This is a genomic window from Duganella kummerowiae, from assembly GCF_053572355.1.
Window position 1 is genome coordinate 131132 of record NZ_JBKFEH010000021.1, and the last position, 21987, is coordinate 153118.

At 66.5% G+C, this 21987-nt stretch carries 18 protein-coding genes; 12 read left to right on the plus strand and 6 right to left on the minus strand.

From position 1 onward, the window contains the following. Positions 1-97 precede the first annotated feature (97 nt). The 6 genes from ACLB1G_RS25230 to ACLB1G_RS25255 all read left to right on the plus strand — a co-directional run bounded on the left by ACLB1G_RS25230 (position 98) and on the right by ACLB1G_RS25255 (position 6289). Positions 98-1687 (plus strand): ABC transporter ATP-binding protein, encoded by a 1590-nt coding sequence (locus tag ACLB1G_RS25230; protein WP_491630014.1) that lies wholly within the window; start codon positions 98-100, stop codon positions 1685-1687. After that, positions 1674-2780, plus strand: coding sequence for an ABC transporter permease (locus ACLB1G_RS25235; protein WP_491630015.1), 1107 nt, complete (start codon positions 1674-1676; stop codon positions 2778-2780). Before ACLB1G_RS25230 ends, ACLB1G_RS25235 begins: the two co-directional genes overlap by 14 nt. Continuing rightward, on the plus strand, positions 2780-3703 hold the full coding sequence (locus tag ACLB1G_RS25240; protein ID WP_491630016.1) for an ABC transporter permease: 924 nt from the start codon (positions 2780-2782) through the stop codon (positions 3701-3703). Before ACLB1G_RS25235 ends, ACLB1G_RS25240 begins: the two co-directional genes overlap by 1 nt. 230 nt (positions 3704-3933) lie before the next feature. Beyond that, positions 3934-5571 (plus strand): methyl-accepting chemotaxis protein, encoded by a 1638-nt coding sequence (locus ACLB1G_RS25245; RefSeq protein ID WP_491630017.1) that lies wholly within the window; start codon positions 3934-3936, stop codon positions 5569-5571. Positions 5572-5618: 47 nt separating this feature from the next. Then, positions 5619-5921 (plus strand): 2Fe-2S iron-sulfur cluster-binding protein, encoded by a 303-nt coding sequence (locus tag ACLB1G_RS25250; protein ID WP_491630018.1) that lies wholly within the window; start codon positions 5619-5621, stop codon positions 5919-5921. 62 nt (positions 5922-5983) lie between these two features. Beyond that, positions 5984-6289, plus strand: a complete 306-nt coding sequence (locus ACLB1G_RS25255; protein ID WP_491630019.1) for a hypothetical protein — start codon at positions 5984-5986, stop codon at positions 6287-6289. Between the two features lie 2 nt (positions 6290-6291). On the opposite strand, the gene ACLB1G_RS25260 is transcribed toward ACLB1G_RS25255, so the two are convergent. Then, positions 6292-7242, minus strand: coding sequence for an AraC family transcriptional regulator (locus tag ACLB1G_RS25260; protein WP_491630020.1), 951 nt, complete (start codon positions 7240-7242; stop codon positions 6292-6294). A gap of 132 nt (positions 7243-7374) precedes the next feature. On the opposite strand from ACLB1G_RS25260, the gene ACLB1G_RS25265 reads away from it, so the two are divergent. Beyond that, positions 7375-7914, plus strand: coding sequence for a carboxymuconolactone decarboxylase family protein (locus ACLB1G_RS25265; RefSeq protein ID WP_491630021.1), 540 nt, complete (start codon positions 7375-7377; stop codon positions 7912-7914). A gap of 14 nt (positions 7915-7928) precedes the next feature. Here ACLB1G_RS25265 and ACLB1G_RS25270 read toward each other — a convergent pair whose 3' ends face one another. Next, positions 7929-8243, minus strand: coding sequence for a hypothetical protein (locus tag ACLB1G_RS25270; protein WP_491630022.1), 315 nt, complete (start codon positions 8241-8243; stop codon positions 7929-7931). A gap of 63 nt (positions 8244-8306) precedes the next feature. Here ACLB1G_RS25270 and ACLB1G_RS25275 point away from each other — a divergent pair, with 63 nt between their 5' ends. Genes ACLB1G_RS25275 through ACLB1G_RS25290 form a run of 4 tightly spaced genes read left to right on the plus strand, consistent with a single transcriptional unit; the run spans position 8307 to position 15488 of the window. Then, positions 8307-8576 (plus strand): MoaD/ThiS family protein, encoded by a 270-nt coding sequence (locus ACLB1G_RS25275; protein WP_491630023.1) that lies wholly within the window; start codon positions 8307-8309, stop codon positions 8574-8576. A gap of 4 nt (positions 8577-8580) precedes the next feature. Beyond that, entirely contained in the window at positions 8581-9672 is a 1092-nt protein-coding gene (locus tag ACLB1G_RS25280; RefSeq protein WP_491630024.1) for an exo-alpha-sialidase, read from the plus strand. A gap of 52 nt (positions 9673-9724) precedes the next feature. After that, positions 9725-12598, plus strand: coding sequence for a M16 family metallopeptidase (locus tag ACLB1G_RS25285; protein ID WP_491630025.1), 2874 nt, complete (start codon positions 9725-9727; stop codon positions 12596-12598). A 16-nt stretch (positions 12599-12614) separates the two neighbouring features. Beyond that, positions 12615-15488: a M16 family metallopeptidase gene (locus tag ACLB1G_RS25290; protein WP_491630026.1), complete on the plus strand. Its 2874-nt coding sequence runs from the start codon at positions 12615-12617 to the stop codon at positions 15486-15488. A gap of 4 nt (positions 15489-15492) precedes the next feature. Here the strand turns inward: ACLB1G_RS25290 and ACLB1G_RS25295 are convergent, their stop codons facing one another. Further along, entirely contained in the window at positions 15493-16104 is a 612-nt protein-coding gene (locus ACLB1G_RS25295; protein ID WP_491630027.1) for a TetR/AcrR family transcriptional regulator, read from the minus strand. Between the two features lie 85 nt (positions 16105-16189). On the opposite strand from ACLB1G_RS25295, the gene ACLB1G_RS25300 reads away from it, so the two are divergent. After that, the gene (locus ACLB1G_RS25300) at positions 16190-17260 is read left to right on the plus strand and encodes an MBL fold metallo-hydrolase (protein ID WP_491630028.1); all 1071 of its coding nucleotides are present in this window, start codon (positions 16190-16192) and stop codon (positions 17258-17260) included. Between the two features lie 25 nt (positions 17261-17285). Here ACLB1G_RS25300 and ACLB1G_RS25305 read toward each other — a convergent pair whose 3' ends face one another. The 3 genes from ACLB1G_RS25305 to icmF form a co-directional block, all read right to left on the minus strand. Continuing rightward, a complete protein-coding gene (locus tag ACLB1G_RS25305) occupies positions 17286-17612 on the minus strand; it encodes a hypothetical protein (protein WP_491630029.1) in 327 nt (108 codons plus the stop codon). Positions 17613-17762: 150 nt separating this feature from the next. Then, complete coding sequence (locus ACLB1G_RS25310) at positions 17763-18563, minus strand: PEP-CTERM sorting domain-containing protein (RefSeq protein WP_491630030.1); 801 nt, start codon at positions 18561-18563, stop codon at positions 17763-17765. Between the two features lie 116 nt (positions 18564-18679). Further along, complete coding sequence (gene icmF, locus ACLB1G_RS25315; protein WP_491630031.1) at positions 18680-21967, minus strand: fused isobutyryl-CoA mutase/GTPase IcmF; 3288 nt, start codon at positions 21965-21967, stop codon at positions 18680-18682. Positions 21968-21987: the final 20 nt, after the last annotated feature.

The window sequence follows — 21987 nt, forward strand, 5'->3', positions numbered from 1 at the left end:
TGCCCGGGACGGCCGTGGCACGTAACTTGCGTCTGCCTTTAGGCTGAACAGATCAAATACTTGTATACAGTTTCCAGATTCAGAGGGAGGTAGGCCGATGAATGACACGGTGGTCCCGCCGCTGCGCGTCGAACCGCGCTTGCAGATGCTGGGCATCTCGAAGATATATCCGTCCGTGGTGGCCAATGCGGACGTCAACCTGACCGTCATGCCGGGCGAGATACACGCCGTGCTGGGCGAGAATGGCGCCGGCAAGAGCACGCTGATGAAGATTATCTATGGCGTCACCAAGCCGGACGCCGGGCAGATCATGTGGGAAGGCCGCCAGGTGCAGATACAGTCGCCGCATGATGCGCGCAAGCTGGGCATCGGCATGGTGTTCCAGCACTTCGCCCTGTTCGAGACCCTGACCGTGGCCGAGAACATCGCCCTGGCCCTGGACCAGAAGACCACGCCGGCCGAGCTGGCGCCGCGCATCCGGGCCGTGTCGGAACAATACGGCCTGCCGCTCGATCCGGCCAAACTGGTGCACAGCATGTCGGTGGGCGAACGCCAGCGGGTCGAGATCGTGCGCTGCCTGCTGCAGTCGCCGCGCCTGCTGATCATGGACGAGCCGACCTCGGTGCTGACCCCGGACGCCGTGCAGAAGCTGTTCGAGTCGCTGCGCCGCCTGGCCGCCGAGGGCGTCAGCATCCTGTACATCAGCCACAAGCTCGACGAGATCCAGGCCCTGTGCGACCAGGCCACCGTGCTGCGCGGCGGGCGCGTGTCCGGCACCGCCATCCCGAAACAGGAAAGCGCGCGCTCGCTGGCCGAGCTGATGATAGGCCGCGAGCTGCCCACCTGCAGCCACCAGCCGCGCGAGCCGGGCGCCGTGCTGCTGCAAGTCGACAAGCTCAGTTTGCGCAGCGACGATCCCTTCGGCACCCACCTGAAGGAGGTCAGCCTGAGCCTGCGCGCGGGCGAGATCGTCGGCATCGCCGGCGTGTCCGGCAATGGCCAGCAGGAGCTGCTCAAGGCCCTGTCGGGCGAGCGCACGGTGGACCTGGCGGGCGCGATCCGCCTGTGCGGCCAGGATGTGGGCAGGCTGGACGCGGCCCAACGCCGCCAGCTGGGCCTGGGCTTCGTGCCGGAGGAGCGGCTGGGACGGGGCGCCGCGCCCGAGCTGTCGTTGGCCGACAACGCGCTGCTGACCGGCTACGTCGCGGCCGCCAACACCGGCATGTTGAAGCGCGGCCTGATCCAGCGCGGCGCCGTGCGCGACTTCGCGCGCCAGGTGATCGCGCGCTTCAACGTGAAATGCGGCGGGGAGGCCTCGGCCGCCTCCAGCCTGTCCGGCGGCAACCTGCAGAAATTCATTGTCGGGCGCGAGATCGCGCTGGCGCCCAGGGTCATGATCTTTGCCCAGCCCACCTGGGGCGTGGACATCGGCGCGGCCATGCTGATACGCCAGGCCATCATCGACATGCGCGACCAGGGCGTGGCGGTGCTGGTGCTGTCCGAGGAAATCGACGAATTGTTCATGATGAGCGACCGCCTGGCCGTGATTGCCGACGGCCGTTTGTCGCGCACGGTGCAGGCCTCGGCCACCAGCATCAACCAGATCGGCGTGTGGATGAGCGGCGACTTCGACCACACCGAACCACCTGCCAACACGCAAGGAGCGCCCCACCATGTCACGGCTTGAACTCCGTCCCGAACCATCGCGCCGCATGATGCTGGCCTCGCCGTTGATCGCGGCCGTGGCCATGCTGATCACCGGCTCGGTGATGTTCTTCTTCCTCGGCCAGGAGCCGCTGCACGCGTTCTACGTGTACTTCATCAAGCCCGCCACCACGCTGTACGGCGTGGGCGAGCTGCTGCTCAAGGCCACCCCGCTGATCCTGTGCGGCGTGGGCTTGGCGATCGGCTTCCGCTCCAATGTGAACAACATCGGCGCCGACGGCCAGCTCACCATGGGCGCCATCGCGGCCGGCGTGGTGGCCCTGTATTTCGACGGCGTGGAGGCCTGGTGGGTGCTGCCGCTGATGATCATCGCCGGCGCCCTGGGCGGCATGGCCTGGGCCGCGATACCGGCCCTGCTGCGCACCCGTTTCAACACCAGTGAAATCCTCACCAGCCTGATGCTGGTGTACGTCGCCTATCTCTACCTCAGCTACCTGGTGCACGGCCCGCTGCGCGATCCGGCCGGCTTCAATTTCCCGCAATCGAAGATGTTCAGCGACTCGGCCACCCTGCCGCTGCTGATGGAAGGGCTGCGCACCAACGCCGCCTTCCCGTTGTCGCTGCTGGTGGTGGCGGGCGCCTGGTTCTTCTGCAACAAGACCTTTGCCGGCTACCGCATGCAGGTCAGCGGCATGGCGCCGGCCGCCGCCCTGTACGCCGGCTTTTCCGAACCGCGCAATGTGTGGGTGGCCTTCATGATCAGCGGCGGCCTGGCCGGCATCGCCGGCGTGGGCGAAGTGGCCGGTCCGCTGGGCCAGCTGCAGCCGTCGGTGTCGCCCGGCTACGGCTTTGCCGCCATCATCGTGGCCTATGTGGGCCGCTTGCATCCGCTGGGCGTGCTGCTGGCTTCCTTGCTGATGTCGCTGCTGTACATCGGCGGCGAGTCGGCCCAGATCGAGATGCAGCTGCCGTCCGCCATTACCGGCCTGTTCCAGGGCCTGCTGCTGTTCTACCTGCTGGCGGCCGACCTGTTCATCCACTACCGCTTCAAGCCGCGCCAGCGTGCGCTGCCGGCGGTCTCCGCCACCCCCGCCACCGTTGTGGAGAGCCATTGATGAATACCGAATTGTTGATCGCCTTCCTGGCCAGCACGGCCGGCGCCGCCACGCCGCTGATCATGGCCTCCATGGGCGAGCTGGTGACCGAGCGCTCCGGCGTGCTGAACCTGGGCCTGGAAGGCATGATGCTGGTGGGCGCCGTGGTCGGCTTCATGGTCACCCTGGGCACCGGTTCCATGAGCCTGGGCCTGCTGGCGGCCGCCGCCGCCGGCATGGCGCTGGCGCTGATCTTCGCCTTCCTGGTGCTGACCCTGCAGACCAACCAGGTCGCCACCGGCCTGGCCCTGACCCTGTTCGGCATCGGCCTGTCGGCCTTCATCGGGCGCGGCCTGGTGGGGCAGACCGTGGCGCCCATGCCGCACCTGGCCTTCCCCGTGCTGTCCGATATTCCCTTCATCGGGCCGCTATTGTTCCGCTTCGACGCCATGGTGTACGCCTCGCTGCTGGCGGTGGCGCTGATCGGCTGGATGCTGGCGCGCACCCGCCTGGGCCTGGTCATCCGCGCGGTGGGCGAATCGCCGCACAGCGCCCACGCCATCGGCTTCCCGGTGATCGGCCTGCGCTACGGCACGGTGCTGTTTGGCGGCGCCATGGCCGGCCTGGGCGGCGCCTACCTGTCGCTGGCCCTGACCCCCATGTGGGTGGAGGGCATGACGGCGGGCCGCGGCTGGATCGCGCTGGCGCAGGTGGTGTTCGCCACCTGGAAGCCGCGCAACGTGATCACCGGCGCCTACCTGTTCGGCGGTGTGACGGTGCTGCAGTTCCACGGCCAGGGGCTGGGGTTGGACGTGCCCTCGCAATTCCTGTCCATGCTGCCGTACATCGCCACCATGGTGGTGCTGGTCATTATCTGCCGCAATCCGCAAACCATCCTGCTCAACAAGCCCATGTCGCTTGGCCAGAATTTCAAGGCTGACTGAACGACAACGCCGGCCGCCCGGCCGGCGTTGTAATTGCGCTGCATGGCCGCGCGATTACGACAATTTGTGAGAATTGTCCTAAATCAAGAGTGTATAGTGGAACGGTCAGCGCATGCGGCCGTCCAACCGCCCCATCCCTATTGCCAGCGGCTGCCGCGCTGGTGCGCTGCCTGCGGCCCCCAACCCCGGCCCGCGTTGCACTCCCACAAACATAAACAGAGGATAGCGACATGCGCACAAACATGCCGGTGACACAGAACGAGTACGTGCTGGAGGATGGCCGCACCATCGTTTCGACCACCGATTTGCAGGGCAACATCAATTACGCCAATCCGTACTTCATCGAGGTGTCCGGTTTTACCGAGGAAGAACTGATGGGGGCGCCGCAGAACATCGTGCGCCATCCCGACATGCCGGTGGAAGCCTTTGCCGACCTGTGGGCCACCATCAAGGCAGGCGAGCCGTGGACGGGAATGGTCAAGAACCGCTGCAAGAATGGCGATTACTACTGGGTGCTGGCCAACGTCACTCCGGTGATCGAGCAGGGCCGGCCGGTGGGCTATATGTCGGTGCGCACCAAGCCGACCCGCGAGCAGGTGCGCCAGGCCGACGCCGCCTACCGCGAGATCAAGAACGGTAATCCGCGCAAGCTGCTGGTGCTCAAGGGCCGGGTGGCCGGCAGCGGCCTGCTGGCCAGCTTCAAGCGCGCCACGCGGCTGTCGTTCAGCGGCCACCTGGCGCTCAACGCCGCCATCCAGAGCGTGCTGATGCTGACCTTCGCAGCCGCTTTCTTCAGCCACGACCGTCCCTGGCTGGGGGCGTTCGCCGTGGCCGGCTTGCTGGTGACCCTGAATTTCTGGCGCACCCTGTACATCACGGTGGCCGATCCGCTCAAGCGCGCCACCCATTACGCCCGCAAGATGGCGGGTGGCGACCTGACCGGCGTGATCGAGGTCCGGCGCGACGATGAGGTCGGCCAGCTGCTGGCCGCGCTGCGCCAGATGAATGTCAACCTGCACAGCATCATCGGCGATGTGCGTTCCAGCTTCGAGGAGATATCCCAGGCCACGGGCGAGATTGCCACCGGCAATATGGACCTGTCGGAACGCACCGAATCGCAGGCCTCCAGCCTGCAGCAGACGGCGGCCAGCATGGAGCAGCTCAATTCCACGGTGCGCCAGAGCGCCTCCAGCATTGCCAACGCCAACGAGCTGGCCGGGCGCGCCTCCGGCGTGGCCGAACAGGGCGGGGAAATCGTCAACAAGGTGGTCACCACCATGGACGACATCAGCGCCTCGTCCAACAAGATCCTGGACATCATCGGCATGATAGACAGCATAGCCTTCCAGACCAATATCCTGGCCTTGAACGCGGCGGTGGAGGCGGCCCGCGCCGGCGAGGATGGGCGCGGGTTTGCCGTGGTGGCCTCCGAGGTGCGCAGCCTGGCGCAGCGCTCGGCCACGGCGGCCAAGGAAATCAAGGGCCTGATCGATGTCTCGATCGAGAAGGTCAACGCCGGCACGCTGCTCACCAGCAGCGCCGGCGCCACCATGAGCGAGGTGATCGCCTCGGTGCTGCGGGTGACCCAGGTGATGGACGAAATTTCGATGGCGACCCGCGAGCAGACCCAGGGCATAGGCGAGGTCAACGAAGCCGTCATCAAGATCGACGACATCACCCAGCAGAACGCCGCGCTGGTGGAGCAGGCGGCGGCGGCGGCCGGCAACCTGGCGCAGCAGACCCGCAGCGTGTCCCAGGCCATGGCCGTGTTCAAGCTCAAGGCCGAAGGCGCGGCGGCGCGGCCGGCTGCTGCCAAGCCGGCGGCGCCGCGCCCCGCTGCCGGACGCGAGGTGCGCCAGCTGGCCTGAGCCCGCGCATCGCTTATCATGGCGTTCCACCAAGGGGGAGCGATACGATGGGCGATACGGTACGCATACGGCTGCAGGGACAGGGCTGGGAATTCGAGGCGGCGGCGGGCGTGCCGCTGCTGCTGGCGGCCGAGCGGGCCGGCATCCGCCTGCCCAGCTCCTGCCGCAATGGCAGCTGCCGCACCTGTCTGTGCCGCATGGAAGGGGGCAGCGTGCGCTATCTGATTGAATGGCCGGGCGTGAGTTCCGACGAAAAGCGCGAAGGCTACATCCTGCCCTGCGTGGCCGTGGCCGAAACCGGCCTCACCCTGATCGCCCCCGCCGCCCGCAAGCTGCCCACCTCCGCGTAATCTCAACTCCAATCTCATACATCGCTCTACAGTTGGCAGACGTGCTAACCTTGGAGTGTCGCGTGAAAGTCCTCGGGCGTGATCTGCTGACGGCATTTGCTGCGCGCATGAAAAGTACACGAAACGGTTGCGTCAACATGGCGAATGAGATCCACAACGAGACAGCGTACCGCGCCGCAATGGCCGAGATCGATGCGCTGATGGCCTTGCAGCCTGCCCCCGGCAGCGCGGAAGGAAGCCGCTTGTTTGCGCTTGCGACCCTGGTCGAAGCATACGAAAAACGTGTCTATCCGTTTCCCGAGCCTACGGTGGATGAGCTTGCTGCATTCATTGAGCAAGAGCGGGATTCCTATCGCGGGCCACTCTGACCTTACAGATCGTCTCCGTGTCGGGCGGATGCCGGTTGGCGCCGCCAGGCGCCGGGCCCCATGCCGTGCTGGCGCTTGAAGGCGCGGTGGAAGGCGGCTTCCGATTGGTAGCCGACCGCCTCGCCCACCGCGCCGGGCGGGGCGCCGCCGTCCAGCAATTGCGCGGCGCGCGCCATCCGCAGGCGCAGCAGCACCTCGGCCGGTGTGGCGCCGGCCGCGCGGCCGAACAGGCGGGCAAAGGTGGCGCGCGAGACATGGCAGGCGGCCGCCATCTGTTCCATGGTCCAGGCCCGCTCCGGCTCGGCCAGCATGCCCAGCAGCGCCGGCTGCAAACGCGGCTGCGCCAGCAAGGCCCATAGGCCGGGCGCGGCCAGCGCATGTTCCCCATCCTGCTGCGCCAGCCAGGCGCGGACCAGCAAGGCAAACAATGCCGACGCCAGTTGCGCCACGATCAGGCTGGCGCCGGGCCGCGCCGTTTCGGTTTCCGCTTGCAGCAGGGCGATCAGGCTGCGCAGGCCTTCGGCTTCGGGGTGGCCGGCGCTGCGCACCACCAGCACCGGCGGCAGGGCCGCCAGCAGGGCGTGGCCGCGCCGCGCCTCATAGCGGAATTCGCCGCACAGGATGTTGGTCAGCTCGCCTTCACCGCCGTTGTGCTTGGACAGCAGCACAGTGCCGCCGGCGCCGCTGCGCACCGGCAGCGCCGCCTGCGCATCGCCCAGGTACAGCCGGTGTGCGCCGCCGTGCGGGAACAGGACGATGTCGCCGGCTTCCAGCGCCGCGTCTTCCAGCCCGCCCGCGTCCAGCCTGGCTGCCCCGCGCGTGATCACATGGTAGGGCGCGGCGCCGGCCGCCACGGCCTCATGCTCCAGCAGCCAGGGCGCGCCGAAATGGCAGCGGATATCGAGCGCGGCTTGCAGGGGATACAGGGAAAGCAGGTGGCTGAGGGCGTCCATGGCGGCGATCGGTGAGACGAATGAGCAAATTTTAGCGCATTACGGGCATTAACTGTATCGGGTGACCGGCCTATACTGGTTTCCATGGCATCGACATCACCGTGAAGTCGAGCAAACCTGAAAGGAAGCATCATGTCCCGTCTGTTCCAGCAACCCGTTTCCGAAGCCAGCGGCCAGGCCGCCCACCTGTTTGGGGCCATCAAGGGCGCGATCGGCATGGTGCCCAACGCCTATGCCGCCATCGGCAGCAACAGCCCGGTGGCCCTGGAAGCGGCCCTGCATGTGGATGGCGCCCTGCGTAAAAGCAGCCTGAGTGCGCGCGATATCGAGGTGATCAAGCTGGCCGTCAGCCAGGATGCGCTGTGCGACTACTGCCTTGCCGCGCACTCGCTGATGGGCCGCAAGGCCGGCCTGGACGCCGCCGCCATCCACGGCGTGCGCCACAACCAGCCCAGCGGCGACGCTAAAACCGACGCCCTGGCCAGCTTCGTGCACACCCTGACGGCCATGCGCGGCACCGTGCCGCAAGCGGCGGTCGATGCCGTGAAGGCGGCCGGCTACACGGATGCGCAGATCGTCGATACGCTGCTGGCCATGTCCAGCATCAATTTCACCAATCTGTTCAACCGCGTCAACGACACCGTACTGGACTTTCCGCCGGCCGCCGCCTGAGCCTCGGCTCAGCGTCACTCCTCAGGGCCGCGCTTGCGCAGGCGGCCCAGCAGGGCCTCGGTGGTCTCGCTCATGGGCAGGTTGTGGCGGCGCAGCAGCTGTATGTTGAGCACCATGTTTTCCAGCACCAGCTTGGCCGCCACCGCCAGCATGGTGAGCTGGCGGTCTTCTTCGCTGAAGTCGCGCATGGCGTCCGCCATCTCGCACAGATGGCTGGCGATCAGGCCGCGCAGCTCGCTGTCGTCGAACGGCAGGTCGGCGAAATCGATGGGGTCTTCCTGTTCCACTTCCTGCATCAGCAGTTCCAGTTGTTCCGGGGTGATGGTCATGCCTTGCTCTCCGGTGATGGCCCGGTTTCATTGTACGCCCAGGCGCGCTAGAATCGCTGCACCATGGCGCGATTGCACTTTACCCAGCAACTGGGCCGTTTCCTCGACGTGCCCGAAGTGAACACCGACGCCGCCGAACTGCGCGGCGCGCTGGAACACGCCTTCGTCAGCCAGCCGCGTTTGCGCGGCTACGTGCTGGACGAGCAGGGCGCGCTGCGCGCCAACGTGGTGATTTTCATCGACGGCCGGCGCTGCCGCGATCCGCGCCTGCTGGACGATGCGCTGCGCCCCGATTCCCAAGTCTACATCCTGCAAGCCCTTTCCGGAGGTTGACACCATGAGTACCAACGCCTGGTTGGCTACCAGAAAAGGCCTGTTCGAACTGGCGCGCGTCGATGATGGCGCCTGGGCGCTGGCCGATCCCGTCTTCGTCGGCGATCCGGTCTCCATGGTGCTGCCGGATCCGCGCGACGGCAGCGTCTACGCGGCCCTCCACCTGGGCCACTTCGGCGCCAAGCTGCATCGCCGCGCCCCGGATGGCGTCTGGAGCGAAGTGGCGGCGCCGGCCTATCCGCCCAAGCCGGCCGATAGCGAGGACAAGACCGAATGGACGCTGCGCCAGATCTGGTCGCTGGCGGCCGGCGGTGCCGACCAGCCCGGCCTGCTGTGGGCCGGCACCCTGCCGGGCGGCCTGTTCGTCTCGCGCGACCACGGCGCCAGCTGGGCCCTGGTGGACGCCCTGTGGAACGCGCCCGAACGCAGCCAGTGGATGGGCGGCGGCTACGACGTGCCCGGCATCCACAGCATCTGCGTCGATCCACGCAACAGCAACAGCGTGCTGGTAGGCGTGTCCTGCGGCGGCGCCTGGCTGACCACGGACGGCGGCGCCAGCTGGTCGCTGCGTGCCCACGGCATGCGCGCCAGCTACATGCCGCCCGAACTGGCCGACAGCCAGGCGATCCAGGATCCGCACCGCATCGTGCGCTGCCCGGGCCAGCCGGACCAGCTATGGTGCCAGCACCATAACGGCATCTGGCGTTCGGTGGACAACGGCGCCCACTGGACTGGGGTCGATACCGGCGAACTGCCCGATTTCGGCTTCGTCACGGCGGTGCATCCGCAGCATGGGGAAGTCGCCTGGTTCGTGCCGGCCGAGGCCGACCAGCGCCGCGTGCCGCGCGATGCGGCCCTGATGGTGACCCGCACCGGTCCGGATGGCATGCAGGCCTTGCGCGACGGCCTGCCGCAACGCCACTGCTACGACCTGGTCTACCGCCATGGCCTGGCGGTGGCCGATGACGGCCGCACCCTGCTGATGGGATCGACCACCGGCTCGGTCTGGCTGTCCGAGGACGGCGGCCAGCGCTGGCGCACCATCTCCACCCATCTGCCGCCGGTGTATGCGGTAGCCTTCGGCTCGGTCGCCTGAGTATTTGCCAGGAAGTCTTTCAAAAAAGAAAATAATGTGGCATGGTAACTCCATGACCACCCCTATCCTGTTGCCTGCGCTGCGGCGCCAGGTAGCGGCCGCCCTGGCCGTCCTGTCCCTGTCCGGCGCCACCGCGGCCGCACCGGCGCCCGGCGATCCGTTGCCTATCGATCCGCTAGTCAGGGTCGGCAAGCTGGACAATGGATTGACCTACTACATCCAGAAAAACGCCAAGCCGGCCCAGCGCGTGGAACTGCGCCTGGTGGTACGGGCCGGCTCGGTGCTGGAGGATGAGGACCAGCGTGGCATGGCCCATTTGCTGGAGCACCTGGGCTTCAACGGCAGCACCCATTTCAAGAAAAGCGAACTGATCGACTATCTGGAATCGATAGGAGTACGCTTAGGCGCCGACCTGAACGCCGGCACCGGCTTCGATACCACCACGTATCAGCTGCCCATCCCGAACGACAAGCCGGGCAACCTGGAGCGCGCTATGCTGGTGCTGGAAGACTGGGCCCACGGCCTGACCCTGGGCGACAAGGAAATTGAGGAGGAGCGTCCCATCGTGCTGGAGGAAAAGCGCCTGCGCAGCGGCTACGGCGAGCGTCAGCTGGAAGCCATCCTGCCCAAACTGGCCAACGGCTCGAGCTACCAGGACCGGCTGCCGATCGGCACCGAGGACGGCATCCGCCACGCCACCCCGGCCGCTGTGCGCCGCTTCTATACCGACTGGTACCGGCCCGACCTGATGGCCGTGATCATGGTCGGCGACGTCGATCCGGAGCAGGCCGAGGCCATGGTCAAGCGCCATTTCGCCCAGATGAAGATGCCGGCCCGGCCACGCCCGCTGCCGCGCTATCCGGTGCCGCCGCTGGCCGCGCCGGACGGCGTGGTGTACGTCGACAAGGAAGCGCCCGGCAACCGGGTGGACCTGATGTACTCGATTTACCAGTACCAGCAGCCCACCACCGTCGGCGGCTACCGCGATGACCTGGTGCGGTCGCTGTTCCGCTCCATGATGGGCAGGCGCCTGGCAAGGCTGCCCACCTTGCCGGAACCACCGCTGTCGCAGCCCGCAGTGGGAGAATTCGGGCTGCCGTTCGGGGCCAACCAGCGCACCTACCAGGCGACCGCCATCGTGGGCAAGGCCGGTGTGGACGCTGCCATCGACGCACTGGTCAGCGAGAGCCGCAGGGCGCGCGAATTCGGCTTCACGCAGGACGAGCTGGAAGTGGCGCGGCGCGACGTGCTGGCCGGCGCCGAGTTGCGCTACAAGGCGCGCGAGACCCAGCAGTCGGCCGCGCTGGTGGAGCGCTACATCGCCAATTTCGTGATGGACCTGCCGATGCCGGGGGCCGCCAGCGAGTACGCCTATGCCCAGGCATTCCTGCCGCAGATCACGCTGGCCGAGATCAACGCCCACGCCCTGGCCATCATCCCGGACGGGCCGCCCAAGCTGGTGCTGTATAGCGGCAATGACAAGGCCGGGCCGGCGCCCACCGTCGCGGCGCTGCAGGCCGGCATCCAGGCCGCACAGCGCCTGCCGGTGGAGCGCCTGAGCGAGAAGCCGCTGCCGGCCAGCCTGATTGCCGAGCTGCCGGCGCCGGGCTGCATCGTCGGGCAAAGCGAGGATGCGGCGCTGGGCCTCACCACGCTGGTGCTGTCGAACGGCGTCAGGGTGGTGCTCAAGCCTACCGCCTTCAGCAAGAATCTGGTGCAGATGGAAGCCGTGCGCCCGGGCGGAACCATGCTGTTCGCCGACGCTGACAAGACAGCGGCGCGCTACGCCAGCGCGGTGCAGTACGCCATGGGCATAGGCCAGTTCTCGCCGCTCGACCTGAGCCGCATGCTGGCCGGTAAGAACGCTTTCACGCGCGCCAGCATGAGCAGCTATGCCGACACCCTGGCCGGCAACAGCCGCAGCGAGGCTATCGAGACCATGCTGCAGCTGAACTATCTGCGCGTCACCAGTCCGCGCCGCGACGAGGATCTGTTCCGCTCCTATGTCAGCCGCACCGCCGCCCAGGTGCGCAACCTGCTGGCCTCGCCCGAAGAGCGTTTTGCCGAGCAGCGCCTGCTGACGCGCTATGGCAACCATCCGCGTGTGGAGCTCACGCCGCGCCCCGAGGAAGTCGAGGCGCTCAAGCTGGACCGCATCGGCACCCTGTTCCGTTCGCACATGGGCAGCGCACGGGACATGACCTTCATCCTGGTCGGCGACTTCCAGGTGGTCGCCGTCAAGCCGCTGCTGGAACGCTACGTGGCCACGCTGCCGACCGCCGCGGTGGCCCCAAGCTACCGCGATCCCGGCATCCGCCAGGTGCCGGGGGTGGTGCGGCGCGAGTTCCGTGCCGGCGTCGAGCAGAAAAGCCTGGTCAGCTTCGATTTCGGCGGCGAGCTGCCATATTCCCAAACCGAGGCCACGGTGTTCAGCATCATGGCCGATGTGCTCAAGCTGCGCATCACGGCCGGGCTGCGCGAGAAGCAGCAATTGATCTATACCGGCTCGGTGGGCGGCAGCTACGACAAGATCCCGCATGGCGCCTACAGCCTGACGGTGCAGCTGCCGACCTCGCCCGAGAAGGTGGCCAAGGTGGAAGCGGCGCTGTGGAACGAGATAGCCAGCCTGCAGGCCCAGGGGCCGACCGCTGCCGAGCTGGACAAGGCCAAGCTGGCGCAGACACAGGGCTATCGCCGCGCCCTGAATGAAAACGGCTACTGGATGCAGTCGCTGCGCAAGGCTCAGCTGGAGGGCAGCGACCCGCACGATATCCTGACGGTCGAGCAGCGCGTCAACGCCGTCACGGCGGCCCAGGTGCAGGCCGCCGCGCGGCGCTTCCTGAGCCGCGAACAATATGTCGAAATGGTGCTGCTGCCGGAAACCACGGCAACGGCAGCGGCCGCCCCAGCGGCCAGCCAGCCCTGAACCACGAGGTAATACCATGACCCTGTTCCGCATCCTCATCCTGTCGGCGGCGCTGCTGCTGGACGCCGCCGCCTGGGGCGCACCCGCGCTCACCGACCCGCTGCCCATCGACCCCCAGGTCAAGCTGGGCAAGCTCGATAACGGCCTGACCTACTACATCCACCGCAACGTCAAGCCGGCCCAGCGCGCCGAGCTGCGCCTGCTGGTGCGGGCCGGCTCGGTGCTGGAGGACGATGACCAGCGCGGCCTGGCCCACTTCGTCGAGCACATGGGTTTCAAGGGCAGCACCCACTTCAAGCAGCATGAGCTGGTCACCTATCTGCAATCTATAGGGGTGCGCTTCGGCGCCGACCTGAACGCCTTCACCGGCTTCGACAGCACCATCTACCACCTGCCCATCCCGACCGACAAGCCGGGCAACCTGGAGCAGGGCATACAGGTGCTGGAAGACTGGGCCCATGGCATGACCCTGGACCCGGCCGCGATGGAGGAGGAGCGCACCATCATTTTGGAGGAAAAGCGCCTGCGCAGCGGCTATGCGGCGCGCCGTTCCGACGCCATGCTGCCCAAGCTGGCCAACGGCACCCGCTATCAGGAACGGCGCACCATCGGCACCGAGGACAGCATCGCCCACGCCACCCCGCAGGCGCTCCGCCGCTTCTATGCCGACTGGTACCGGCCCGACCTGATGGCCGTGATCGTGGTCGGCGACATCGACCCGGCCGAGGTGGAGCGCATGGTGCGCCGCCATTTCGGCCAGATCAGGATGCCGGCCCAGCCGCGTCGGCTGCCGCACTACCCGCTGCCGCCCCTGCAGCAGCCCGACAGCCTGGTGTTCATCGACAAGGAAGCCCCCGCCAACACGGTGCAGCTGGTGTACTCGCTGTACCAGCGCCAGCCGCCCAGCACGGCCGGCGGCTACCGGGAGGAATTGCTGCGCCAGGTGTTCAGCACCCTGATGAGCATGCGGCTGACGCGCCTGACCATGCTGTACGAGCCGCCCCTGGTGCAGGGCGCGGCTGGCGAGGGCGGCCTGCCGTTCGGCAGCAACCAGCGCATGTACACGGCCAACGCCACGGTCGGCAAGGCCGGCGTCAACGCGGCGGTCGATGCGCTGGTGCGCGAGAACCGGCGCGTGCGCGAATTCGGCTTTACCGACGCAGAGCTGGCGGTGGCGCGCAGCAATGTGCTGGCCGCCTACGAAGCCCGCTACAAGGCGCGCGACACGCGCGAATCGGCCGCCCTGCTGGCGCTGTACGTGAACCACTACCTGGCCGGCGCGCCCATACCCGGCATCGCCGCCGAGGTCGAGTATGCCCGGGCCTGGCTGCCGAACGTCACGCTGGATGAGATCAATGCCTATGCCCTGGGCCTGATCCCGGCCGGGCCGCCCCGGCTGGTGCTGTACAGCGGCAGTGGCGAGGCGCCGTCCGGCGCGGAACTGCTGGCGCGGGCCCAGGCCGCGCAGTCGCTGCCGGTGACCCGGCTGGTGGACCGTCCGGTGCCGTCCAGCCTGATGGAATACAAGCCCGAGCCGGGCAGCATCGTCCAGCAGAGCGAGGACAAGGCGCTGGGACTGACCCGGCTGCTGCTGTCGAACGGCGTCAAGGTGGTGCTCAAGCCGACCACTTTCAGCAAGGACGCGGTGCAGATGCAGGCGGTGCGCCCGGGCGGCCAGATGCTGTTCCCCGACGCCGACAAGAACCCGCTGCGCTTTGCCGCCGCCGTGCAGGGCGCCATGGGCGTGGCCGGCTTCACGCCGTCCGACCTGTCGCGCATCCTGGCGGGCAAAACCGCCAACGCCGGCGCCAGCATGAGTGCCTACGCCGACCACCTGAACGGCGGCTGCCGCAGCGCCGACATCGAAGCCATGCTGCAGCTGACCTACCTGGGCATGACCAATCCGGGCCGCGACGAACGCCTGTTCCGCGCCTTCGTCGCCCGCAATGCCGAGCAGGTGCGCAACAGCCGCGCCGCGCCGGAAGCGCGCTTTGCCGAGGAGCGCCTGAAAACCCTGTACGGCGGCCATCCGCGCGTGGACCTGGCGCCGCGCGCCGAGGATTTCGAGACCCTGAACCTGGAGCGCGCCACCAGCCTGTTCCGCTCGCGCATGGGTAGCGCCAAGGGCATGACCTTCATCCTGGTGGGCGACTTCGAGGTCGAGGCCATCAAGCCGCTGCTGGCGCAATACCTGGCCACCCTGCCCACCGGCGAGGTGGCGCTGCAGTACCGCGATCCCGGCATCCGCCAGGTGCCGGGCGTGGTGCGGCGCGAAGTACGCGCCGGGGTCGAGCAGAAAAGTGTGGTCAGCGTCGATTTCAGCGGCGACGTGCCGTATTCGAAGGAGGAATCGCTGGCCTTCCGCGCCCTGGTCAACGTCCTCAACATCCGCATTGCCGAGGAATTGCGCGAGCAGCGCAAGCTGATCTACAGCGGCAACGCCAGCGGCCGCTACGAGATGGTACCGCGCGGCTCCTACGCCCTCAGCGTCAGCCTGCCGGCGGCGCCGCACAATGTGGCCAAGGTGGAAGCGGCCTTGTGGGAGCTGATCGCCACCTTGCAGGACCAGGGGCCGCAGGCGGCCGACCTGGACAAGGTTAAGCAGGCCATGCTGCAGGCCCACCGCAAGGCGCTGGGGGAGAATGGCTATTGGCTGCAGATACTGCGCATCGCCGCGCTGGAAGCCACCGATCCGGCCGACGCCCTGACCCTAGAAACGCGCCTACGTGCGCTCACTGCGGCCCAGGTACAGGCGGCGGCGCGCCGCTTCCTGACCCGCGACCACTATGTGGAGATGGTGCTGCTGCCGGAGCCGGCGGCAGGAACACCGGGCGTCGCCACGCCGGGCGTCGCCACGCCGGGCGTCGCCACGCCGGCGGCGCAGCTGTGAAACGCTAGCTGTAGTAAGCGAGGAACATGTCGACCGCCGTCTCCAGCACGCGCTGCTGGGCGGCCTCGTCCAGGGGCGGCTGGCCCATGGTGACCTGGGGCCAGAACGCGAAGGTTTTCAAATGGCCCTGCAGCAGCTGGGACGCCATGGCCAGGTCGGCGCCGGGCAGCAGGCCGGCGGCCTGGGCGCCGCGCAGCCAGGCCGTCAGCGCTTCCTCCTTCTGGCTCAGGCGGGCCACCATGTCCTTGGCCCGCTCGGGCGAATGGATGCCTTCGGCAATCGCCACCCGCGCCAGGTCGAGGAAATACTCGTCGTTCAGCATGGCCATTTTCTGGCCCAGCAGCGCCAATAACTGCCCGCGCAGGGGCTCGCCCGGCTGGTAGGGACGCGGCTGCACCGCCGCCGTGCTGCACCACAGCTGCTCCAGGATGTGGCTGAACAGCGCTTCCTTGCTGGGGAAGTGGTTGTAGACGGTGCGCTTGGAGACGTCGGCCGTGGCCGCGATCTTGTCCATGCTGGTGGCTTCGAAGCCATGGGCACGGAATTCGGCGATGGCGGCATCGACAATGGCTTGTCGCTTGCGGTCTGTCAGGCGCTGGGGGCAGGGGATGATCATTACCTGATTTTACACCGTTTAGTTTACTTTTTCAAAAAAAGGAACTACACTGTGTAGTGTACATCCTACTGACAGGAGCCCCAGCATGGCCTACACCGCCTACACCGCCCATAACGACGAACTCGATAGTATTGCCCCGCCGCGCGCGCCGCGCCAGGGACGCCAGTTCCGCAATCCCGTGCGGATGCAGAAAATGGGCTTGTTCAAGGGCTTGAGCATCATGCTGCGCTTTTTGTTCGACAAGCCGCAGGATACGGTGCCCCGCCAGGCCATTCCGGTACACGCCCTGAGCCGCCAGCAGCTGCTGGATGCGCCCGACCGCAGCTTGTACCGCCTGGGACACTCGACCGTGCTGCTCAAGCTGCACGGCGGCTTCTGGCTGACCGACCCCGTGTTTTCCGAGCGCGCCTCGCCGGTGCAGTGGGCCGGTCCCAAGCGTTTCCACGAAGCGCCCATCAGCATAGACGAGCTGCCGCCCATCAAGGGCGTGATCCTGTCGCACGACCATTACGACCACCTGGATCAGGCGGCCGTGCTGGCGCTGGTGGACAAGACCGAGCATTTCATCACGCCGCTGGGCGTGGGCGACATCCTCGTCAAATGGGGCGTGCCGGCCGCCAAGGTGCGCCAGCTGAACTGGTGGCAGAGCACGCGGGTCGAGGGTGTCACCTTGTCCTGCACCCCGGCCCAGCACTTCTCGGGGCGCGGCATGTTCAACCGCAACCAGACCCTGTGGTGCTCGTGGGTGATCGACGATGGCGCCAGCCGGGTGTTCTTCAGCGGCGACAGCGGCTATTTCAAGGGTTTCAAGGAGATAGGCGCCAAGTATGGCCCCTTCGACCTGGCCATGGTGGAAACCGGCGCCTACGACCCGCAGTGGCCTGACGTGCACATGCTGCCGGAGGAATCGCTGCAGGCCCATATCGACCTGGGCGGCAAGGTCATGCTGCCCATCCACAACGGCACCTTCGACCTGGCGCTGCACGCCTGGCACGACCCCTTCGATAAAATTTCCGCGCTGGCGGCCGAGCGCCGCCTGCCCATCGCCACGCCCGAGATCGGGCAGCGCCTGGACATACTCCATCCCGTGGCCGACGGCCAGTGGTGGCGCCAGGTGGTGGCGCAGGAGGAAGCGGCGGCTGCCGCCGCCGCGTAAGCGTCAAACCAGTGTTGACGGCCCCTCAGGCCGTCACGCTGATCAATTTGCCTATGGTCTGGCCCAGGCTGTTGACGCTGGGCTTGGCGGCCGCCAGTTCGGCAGGCAGCACCTGCTGCGCAGGGGGCGGGTTCTGGATGGCATTATCGAGGCGTACGGCGGGCGTGGCGGGTGTGGCTGCCGATGTGGCCTGCTCGCTCTTGCGCTGGTTCTCGGACAAGGTCTGCTTGTCCTTGTACAGCTGCTCCTTGCTGTCCTGCAGGCGGCTGGCGTCCTCGGTCACGCGCACCTGGTCCTGCTGCACTTGCCTTTCGGCACGGGCAACCGACGCTTGCAGTGCATTGATGGACATCGCCGTAGCCATATTCCCAGTCGGAGCTTGGAGAAATGTTGGACGTGGAGGGACCGCTTGCTCAACGGTCGCGTTACCCCCCAGCGTAAGCCAAAATTCTCGAGGAATCCAGAAAATTCTGCTGATTCCCCGTTTGGTGTGCGACTGCCCTCAGTTGCGCCGGCGCCGCAGCATTGCCAGGATGCCCAAGCCACCGATCAGCATGGCGTAGGTGGAGGGTTCGGGCACAGCGGTAATGACGCTGCTTCCCGACACATGGCTGGTGGCGCTCACAAACGCAACGGCGTCCTGGTCGCTCAGGTTCGAGTAGCTGAGGCTCAGCAGGCGGCTCAGGGTGCTCTCGCCAGGGCTCAGCGTAGACAGGCTGAGTACGTCCTGCTCCCCACCAATCTCGATCGACACGGTGGCATAGGCGTTGGAATAGTTACCGTTCGCGAGGTTATAGTTACCGGAATTGCCTACCTGCACCGTAGCATCAGCGGTAATGACCAGCTGGGTATGGGCCGATAGCGTGAAGTCGCTGAAATTCAGTAGCGACACCAGGCTATCATAACTGACGCTGTTGGAGGCCTTGCCGCCGAAGCCAGGCTGCAGGGAGTAGCCCGATGCGGCAGCGCCAGCGCCATAGATATGCGCCGTCCCGACACCTTCGGTAAGGGCTGCACCGGCCTTGGCACGGTCCGACAATACGGACTGCGTGGCGCTCAGCACTTCCGTGTCATACGAGAAGAAGCTTTTGGACTCGCCAGGCTTGTTCTGTTCGAATACCGAACCGGAGGTCAGGGCCAGGGCATTGAAGGTAATGCTGGGGTCGATGCCGTCGGTAGTATCCAGGTCGATCAGCTGGATGGAAAAATTGCTGAGGCTGGCGGAGGCGTGGGAGCTCTGCGCCTGTACTCCACCGCATGCTGCCGCAGTAAGTAAAACACCAGCTATCGATTGCTTGATCATGAGGCTATCCTTTCCTGACCGGCATCCGCACCGGCCTTATCAACAGAGTAATGGGGATACTATCATGAAAAAATAGCCACATATCAATTTTTAAATAGGAAATCTTTGTTTCTATATCACATATTGCGCCTATACTGTCCGCCCACCTCGAACAGGGCCGTGGTGATCTGGCCCAGGGAACAGACGCGCACCGCTTCCATCAGCTGCTCGAACACATTCGCGTTGGCGATCGCGGCTTGCTGCAGGGCGTGCAGGGCGGCCGGTGCGGCGTCCGCGTGGCGGGCGTGGAACTCGGCCAGGCGCGCCAGCTGCGACTGTTTTTCTTCGTCGGTGGAACGGGCCAGTGCTATGGGCGCCGGCTCGGCCGCCGCCTTGGGGTTGCGGAAGGTGTTGACGCCGATGATGGGCAGGCTGCCGTCGTGCTTGCGCTGCTCGTACAGCATGGACTCTTCCTGTATCTTGCCGCGCTGGTAGCCTGTCTCCATGGCGCCCAGCACGCCGCCGCGCTCGGCGATGCGCTCGAATTCCTGCAGCACCGCTTCCTCCACCAGGTCGGTCAATTCCTCCAGTATGTAGGAGCCCTGGTTGGGATTCTCGTTTTTTGCAAGTCCCCATTCGCGGTTGATGATCAACTGGATGGCCAGCGCCCTGCGCACCGATTCGTCGGTGGGCGTGGTGATGGCTTCGTCGTAGGCGTTGGTGTGCAGTGAGTTGCAGTTGTCGTAGATGGCGATCAGGGCCTGCAGCGTGGTGCGGATATCGTTGAAGTCGATTTCCTGCGCGTGCAGTGAGCGGCCCGAGGTCTGTACGTGGTATTTGAGCTTTTGCGAACGCTCGTTGGCCCCGTATTTGTCGCGCATGGCCACGGCCCAGATGCGGCGCGCCACCCGGCCCAGCACCGTGTATTCCGGGTCCATGCCGTTGGAGAAGAAGAACGACAGGTTGGGCGCGAAATCGTCGATGTGCATGCCGCGCGCCAGGTAGGCTTCGACAAAGGTGAAGCCATTCGACAAGGTGAAGGCCAGCTGCGAAATGGGATTGGCCCCCGCCTCGGCGATGTGGTAGCCGGAAATCGACACCGAGTAGAAATTGCGCACCTGGTGCTGGACGAAGTACTGCTGGATATCGCCCATCACCTTGAGCGAGAACTCGGTGGAGAAGATGCAGGTGTTCTGGCCCTGGTCTTCCTTGAGGATGTCGGCCTGCACCGTGCCGCGCACATTCTGCAGCACCCAGGCGCGTATCTTGGCGGCTTCTTCGGCGTCCGGCTGGCGCTGGTGTTCGGCCGCGAATTTGTCGATTTGCTGGGCTATGGCCGTGTTCATGAACATGGCCAGGATGGTGGGCGCCGGGCCGTTGATGGTCATCGAGACCGAGGTGGCCGGATCGCACAGGTTGAAGCCGTCGTACAGCACCTTCATGTCGTCCAGGGTGGCGATGGACACGCCGGAGTTGCCGACCTTGCCGTAAATGTCGGGCCGCTGCGCCGGATCGGCGCCATACAGCGTGACCGAGTCGAAGGCGGTCGACAACCGCTTGGCCTCCATCCCGGCCGAGACCAGCTTGAAGCGGCGGTTGGTGCGGAAAGCGTCGCCTTCGCCGGCAAACATGCGGGTCGGGTCCTCGCCCTCGCGCTTGAAGGGGAACACGCCGGCCGTGTAGGGGAAGGAACCCGGCACGTTTTCCAGCATGAGGAAGCGCAGGATTTCGCCATGGTCCTCGTAGCGCGGCAGCGCCACCTTGCGGATGGCGGTGCCGGACAAGGTGCGCTGCACCAGGCGGGTACGGATTTCCTTGTCGCGTATGGTCACCACATAGTCCTCGCCGGCGTAGGCGGCCTGCAGCTGCGGCCATTGCGCCAGCAGCTTGCGGGCGGCGGCGTCCATGGCGCCGTCGCGCTCGTCGATCAAGTCATCCAGGCCGCTGGGCAGGCCGGCGGTCTTGCCGGCGGCCGCCAGCATGCGCTTGGCTTCCGTCAGCTGCTGGCGTTCGCGCGCCAGCCGGACCTGGCGGCGCGTGTGCTGGTGGTAGCCGCGCACGGTGTCGGCAATCTCTGCCAGGTAGCGGGACCGGGCCGGCGGCACGATCACGTGCTTGCCGCTGGAATGGCGTTCGCCGGTGGCGGCCAGCTTGCCGGGCACGGTGCGCAGGCCGCGTTCGGCCAGCGCCGGCAGCAGGCCGTGATAGAGAGCAGTCACGCCATCGTCGTTGAAGCGCGAAGCCTGGGTACCGTACACCGGCATATCTTCCGGGCTGGCGTGCCACAGTTCGCGGTTGCGCTGGTATTGCTTGGCCACGTCGCGCAGGGCGTCCAGCGCGCCCTTGCGGTCGAACTTGTTGATGGCGATGAAGTCCGCGAAATCCAGCATGTCGATTTTTTCCAGCTGCGAGGCGGCGCCGAATTCCGGCGTCATCACGTACATGGACAAATCCACATGCGGCACGATGGCGGCGTCGCCCTGGCCTATGCCGGAAGTCTCCACGATCACGAGGTCGAAGCAGGCCACCTTGCAGGCCGCGATCACGTCCGGCAGCGCCTGAGAAATCTCGGACCCGGCCTCGCGCGTGGCCAGCGAGCGCATGAACACGCGCGACTGGCCATTCCATGGGCCGATGGCGTTCATGCGGATGCGGTCGCCCAGCAGTGCGCCGCCCGACTTGCGGCGCGAGGGGTCGATGGAAATCACGGCGATGTCCAGCGCGTCGCCCTGGTCGAGGCGGATGCGGCGTATCAGCTCATCCGTCAGCGAGGACTTGCCGGCCCCGCCGGTGCCGGTAATACCCAGCGTGGGCACCTTGAGCTCGCGGGCGGCGGCCGCCAGTTCGGCCCGCAGGCCGGGCGCGGCGCGTTCGTTTTCCAGCGCCGTGACCAGCTGGGCCAAGGTACGGTGGCGTTCGGCGACGGTCCGGCCGGCGCGCTGCGCCTCCAGCGTGGCCGGGGCGTACTGGCACAAATCGATGTCGCACTGCTGCACCATCCACTGGATCATGCCGGCCAGTCCCATGCGCTGGCCATCCTCGGGGCTGAAGATGCGCGTCACGCCATAGGCATGCAGGTCGGCGATTTCGTCCGGCACGATGACGCCGCCGCCGCCGCCAAACACCTTGATGTGGGCGCCGCCGCGCTGGCGCAGCAGGTCCAGCATGTACTTGAAGTATTCGACGTGGCCGCCCTGGTAGCTGGAGATGGCGATGCCCTGCACATCCTCGGCCAGGGCGGCCGTCACCACCTCGTCCACCGAGCGGTTGTGGCCCAGGTGGACCACTTCGACGCCGTTGGCTTGCAGGATGCGGCGCATGATGTTGATGGAGGCGTCGTGGCCGTCGAACAGCGAGGCGGCGGTGACGAAGCGGACTTTATTGTTGACAGCAACCGCGCGCGGCGGATTGGAGAGGTCGTTCATGATGGTGTCCCTGTAATTCT

Bases quoted from the DNA above. Each gene is read 5' to 3' on its own strand.
- ACLB1G_RS25230 (WP_491630014.1), top strand. From the start codon at position 98: ATGAATGACACGGTGGTCCCGCCGCTGCGCGTCGAACCGCGCTTGCAG.
- ACLB1G_RS25235 (WP_491630015.1), top strand. From the start codon at position 1,674: ATGTCACGGCTTGAACTCCGTCCCGAACCATCGCGCCGCATGATGCTG.
- ACLB1G_RS25240 (WP_491630016.1), top strand. From the start codon at position 2,780: ATGAATACCGAATTGTTGATCGCCTTCCTGGCCAGCACGGCCGGCGCC.
- ACLB1G_RS25245 (WP_491630017.1), top strand. From the start codon at position 3,934: ATGCGCACAAACATGCCGGTGACACAGAACGAGTACGTGCTGGAGGAT.
- ACLB1G_RS25250 (WP_491630018.1), top strand. From the start codon at position 5,619: ATGGGCGATACGGTACGCATACGGCTGCAGGGACAGGGCTGGGAATTC.
- ACLB1G_RS25260 (WP_491630020.1), bottom strand. From the start codon at position 7,242: ATGGACGCCCTCAGCCACCTGCTTTCCCTGTATCCCCTGCAAGCCGCG.
- ACLB1G_RS25265 (WP_491630021.1), top strand. From the start codon at position 7,375: ATGTCCCGTCTGTTCCAGCAACCCGTTTCCGAAGCCAGCGGCCAGGCC.
- ACLB1G_RS25270 (WP_491630022.1), bottom strand. From the start codon at position 8,243: ATGACCATCACCCCGGAACAACTGGAACTGCTGATGCAGGAAGTGGAA.
- ACLB1G_RS25275 (WP_491630023.1), top strand. From the start codon at position 8,307: ATGGCGCGATTGCACTTTACCCAGCAACTGGGCCGTTTCCTCGACGTG.
- ACLB1G_RS25280 (WP_491630024.1), top strand. From the start codon at position 8,581: ATGAGTACCAACGCCTGGTTGGCTACCAGAAAAGGCCTGTTCGAACTG.
- ACLB1G_RS25285 (WP_491630025.1), top strand. From the start codon at position 9,725: ATGACCACCCCTATCCTGTTGCCTGCGCTGCGGCGCCAGGTAGCGGCC.
- ACLB1G_RS25290 (WP_491630026.1), top strand. From the start codon at position 12,615: ATGACCCTGTTCCGCATCCTCATCCTGTCGGCGGCGCTGCTGCTGGAC.
- ACLB1G_RS25295 (WP_491630027.1), bottom strand. From the start codon at position 16,104: ATGATCATCCCCTGCCCCCAGCGCCTGACAGACCGCAAGCGACAAGCC.
- ACLB1G_RS25300 (WP_491630028.1), top strand. From the start codon at position 16,190: ATGGCCTACACCGCCTACACCGCCCATAACGACGAACTCGATAGTATT.
- ACLB1G_RS25305 (WP_491630029.1), bottom strand. From the start codon at position 17,612: ATGTCCATCAATGCACTGCAAGCGTCGGTTGCCCGTGCCGAAAGGCAA.
- ACLB1G_RS25310 (WP_491630030.1), bottom strand. From the start codon at position 18,563: ATGATCAAGCAATCGATAGCTGGTGTTTTACTTACTGCGGCAGCATGC.
- icmF (WP_491630031.1), bottom strand. From the start codon at position 21,967: ATGAACGACCTCTCCAATCCGCCGCGCGCGGTTGCTGTCAACAATAAA.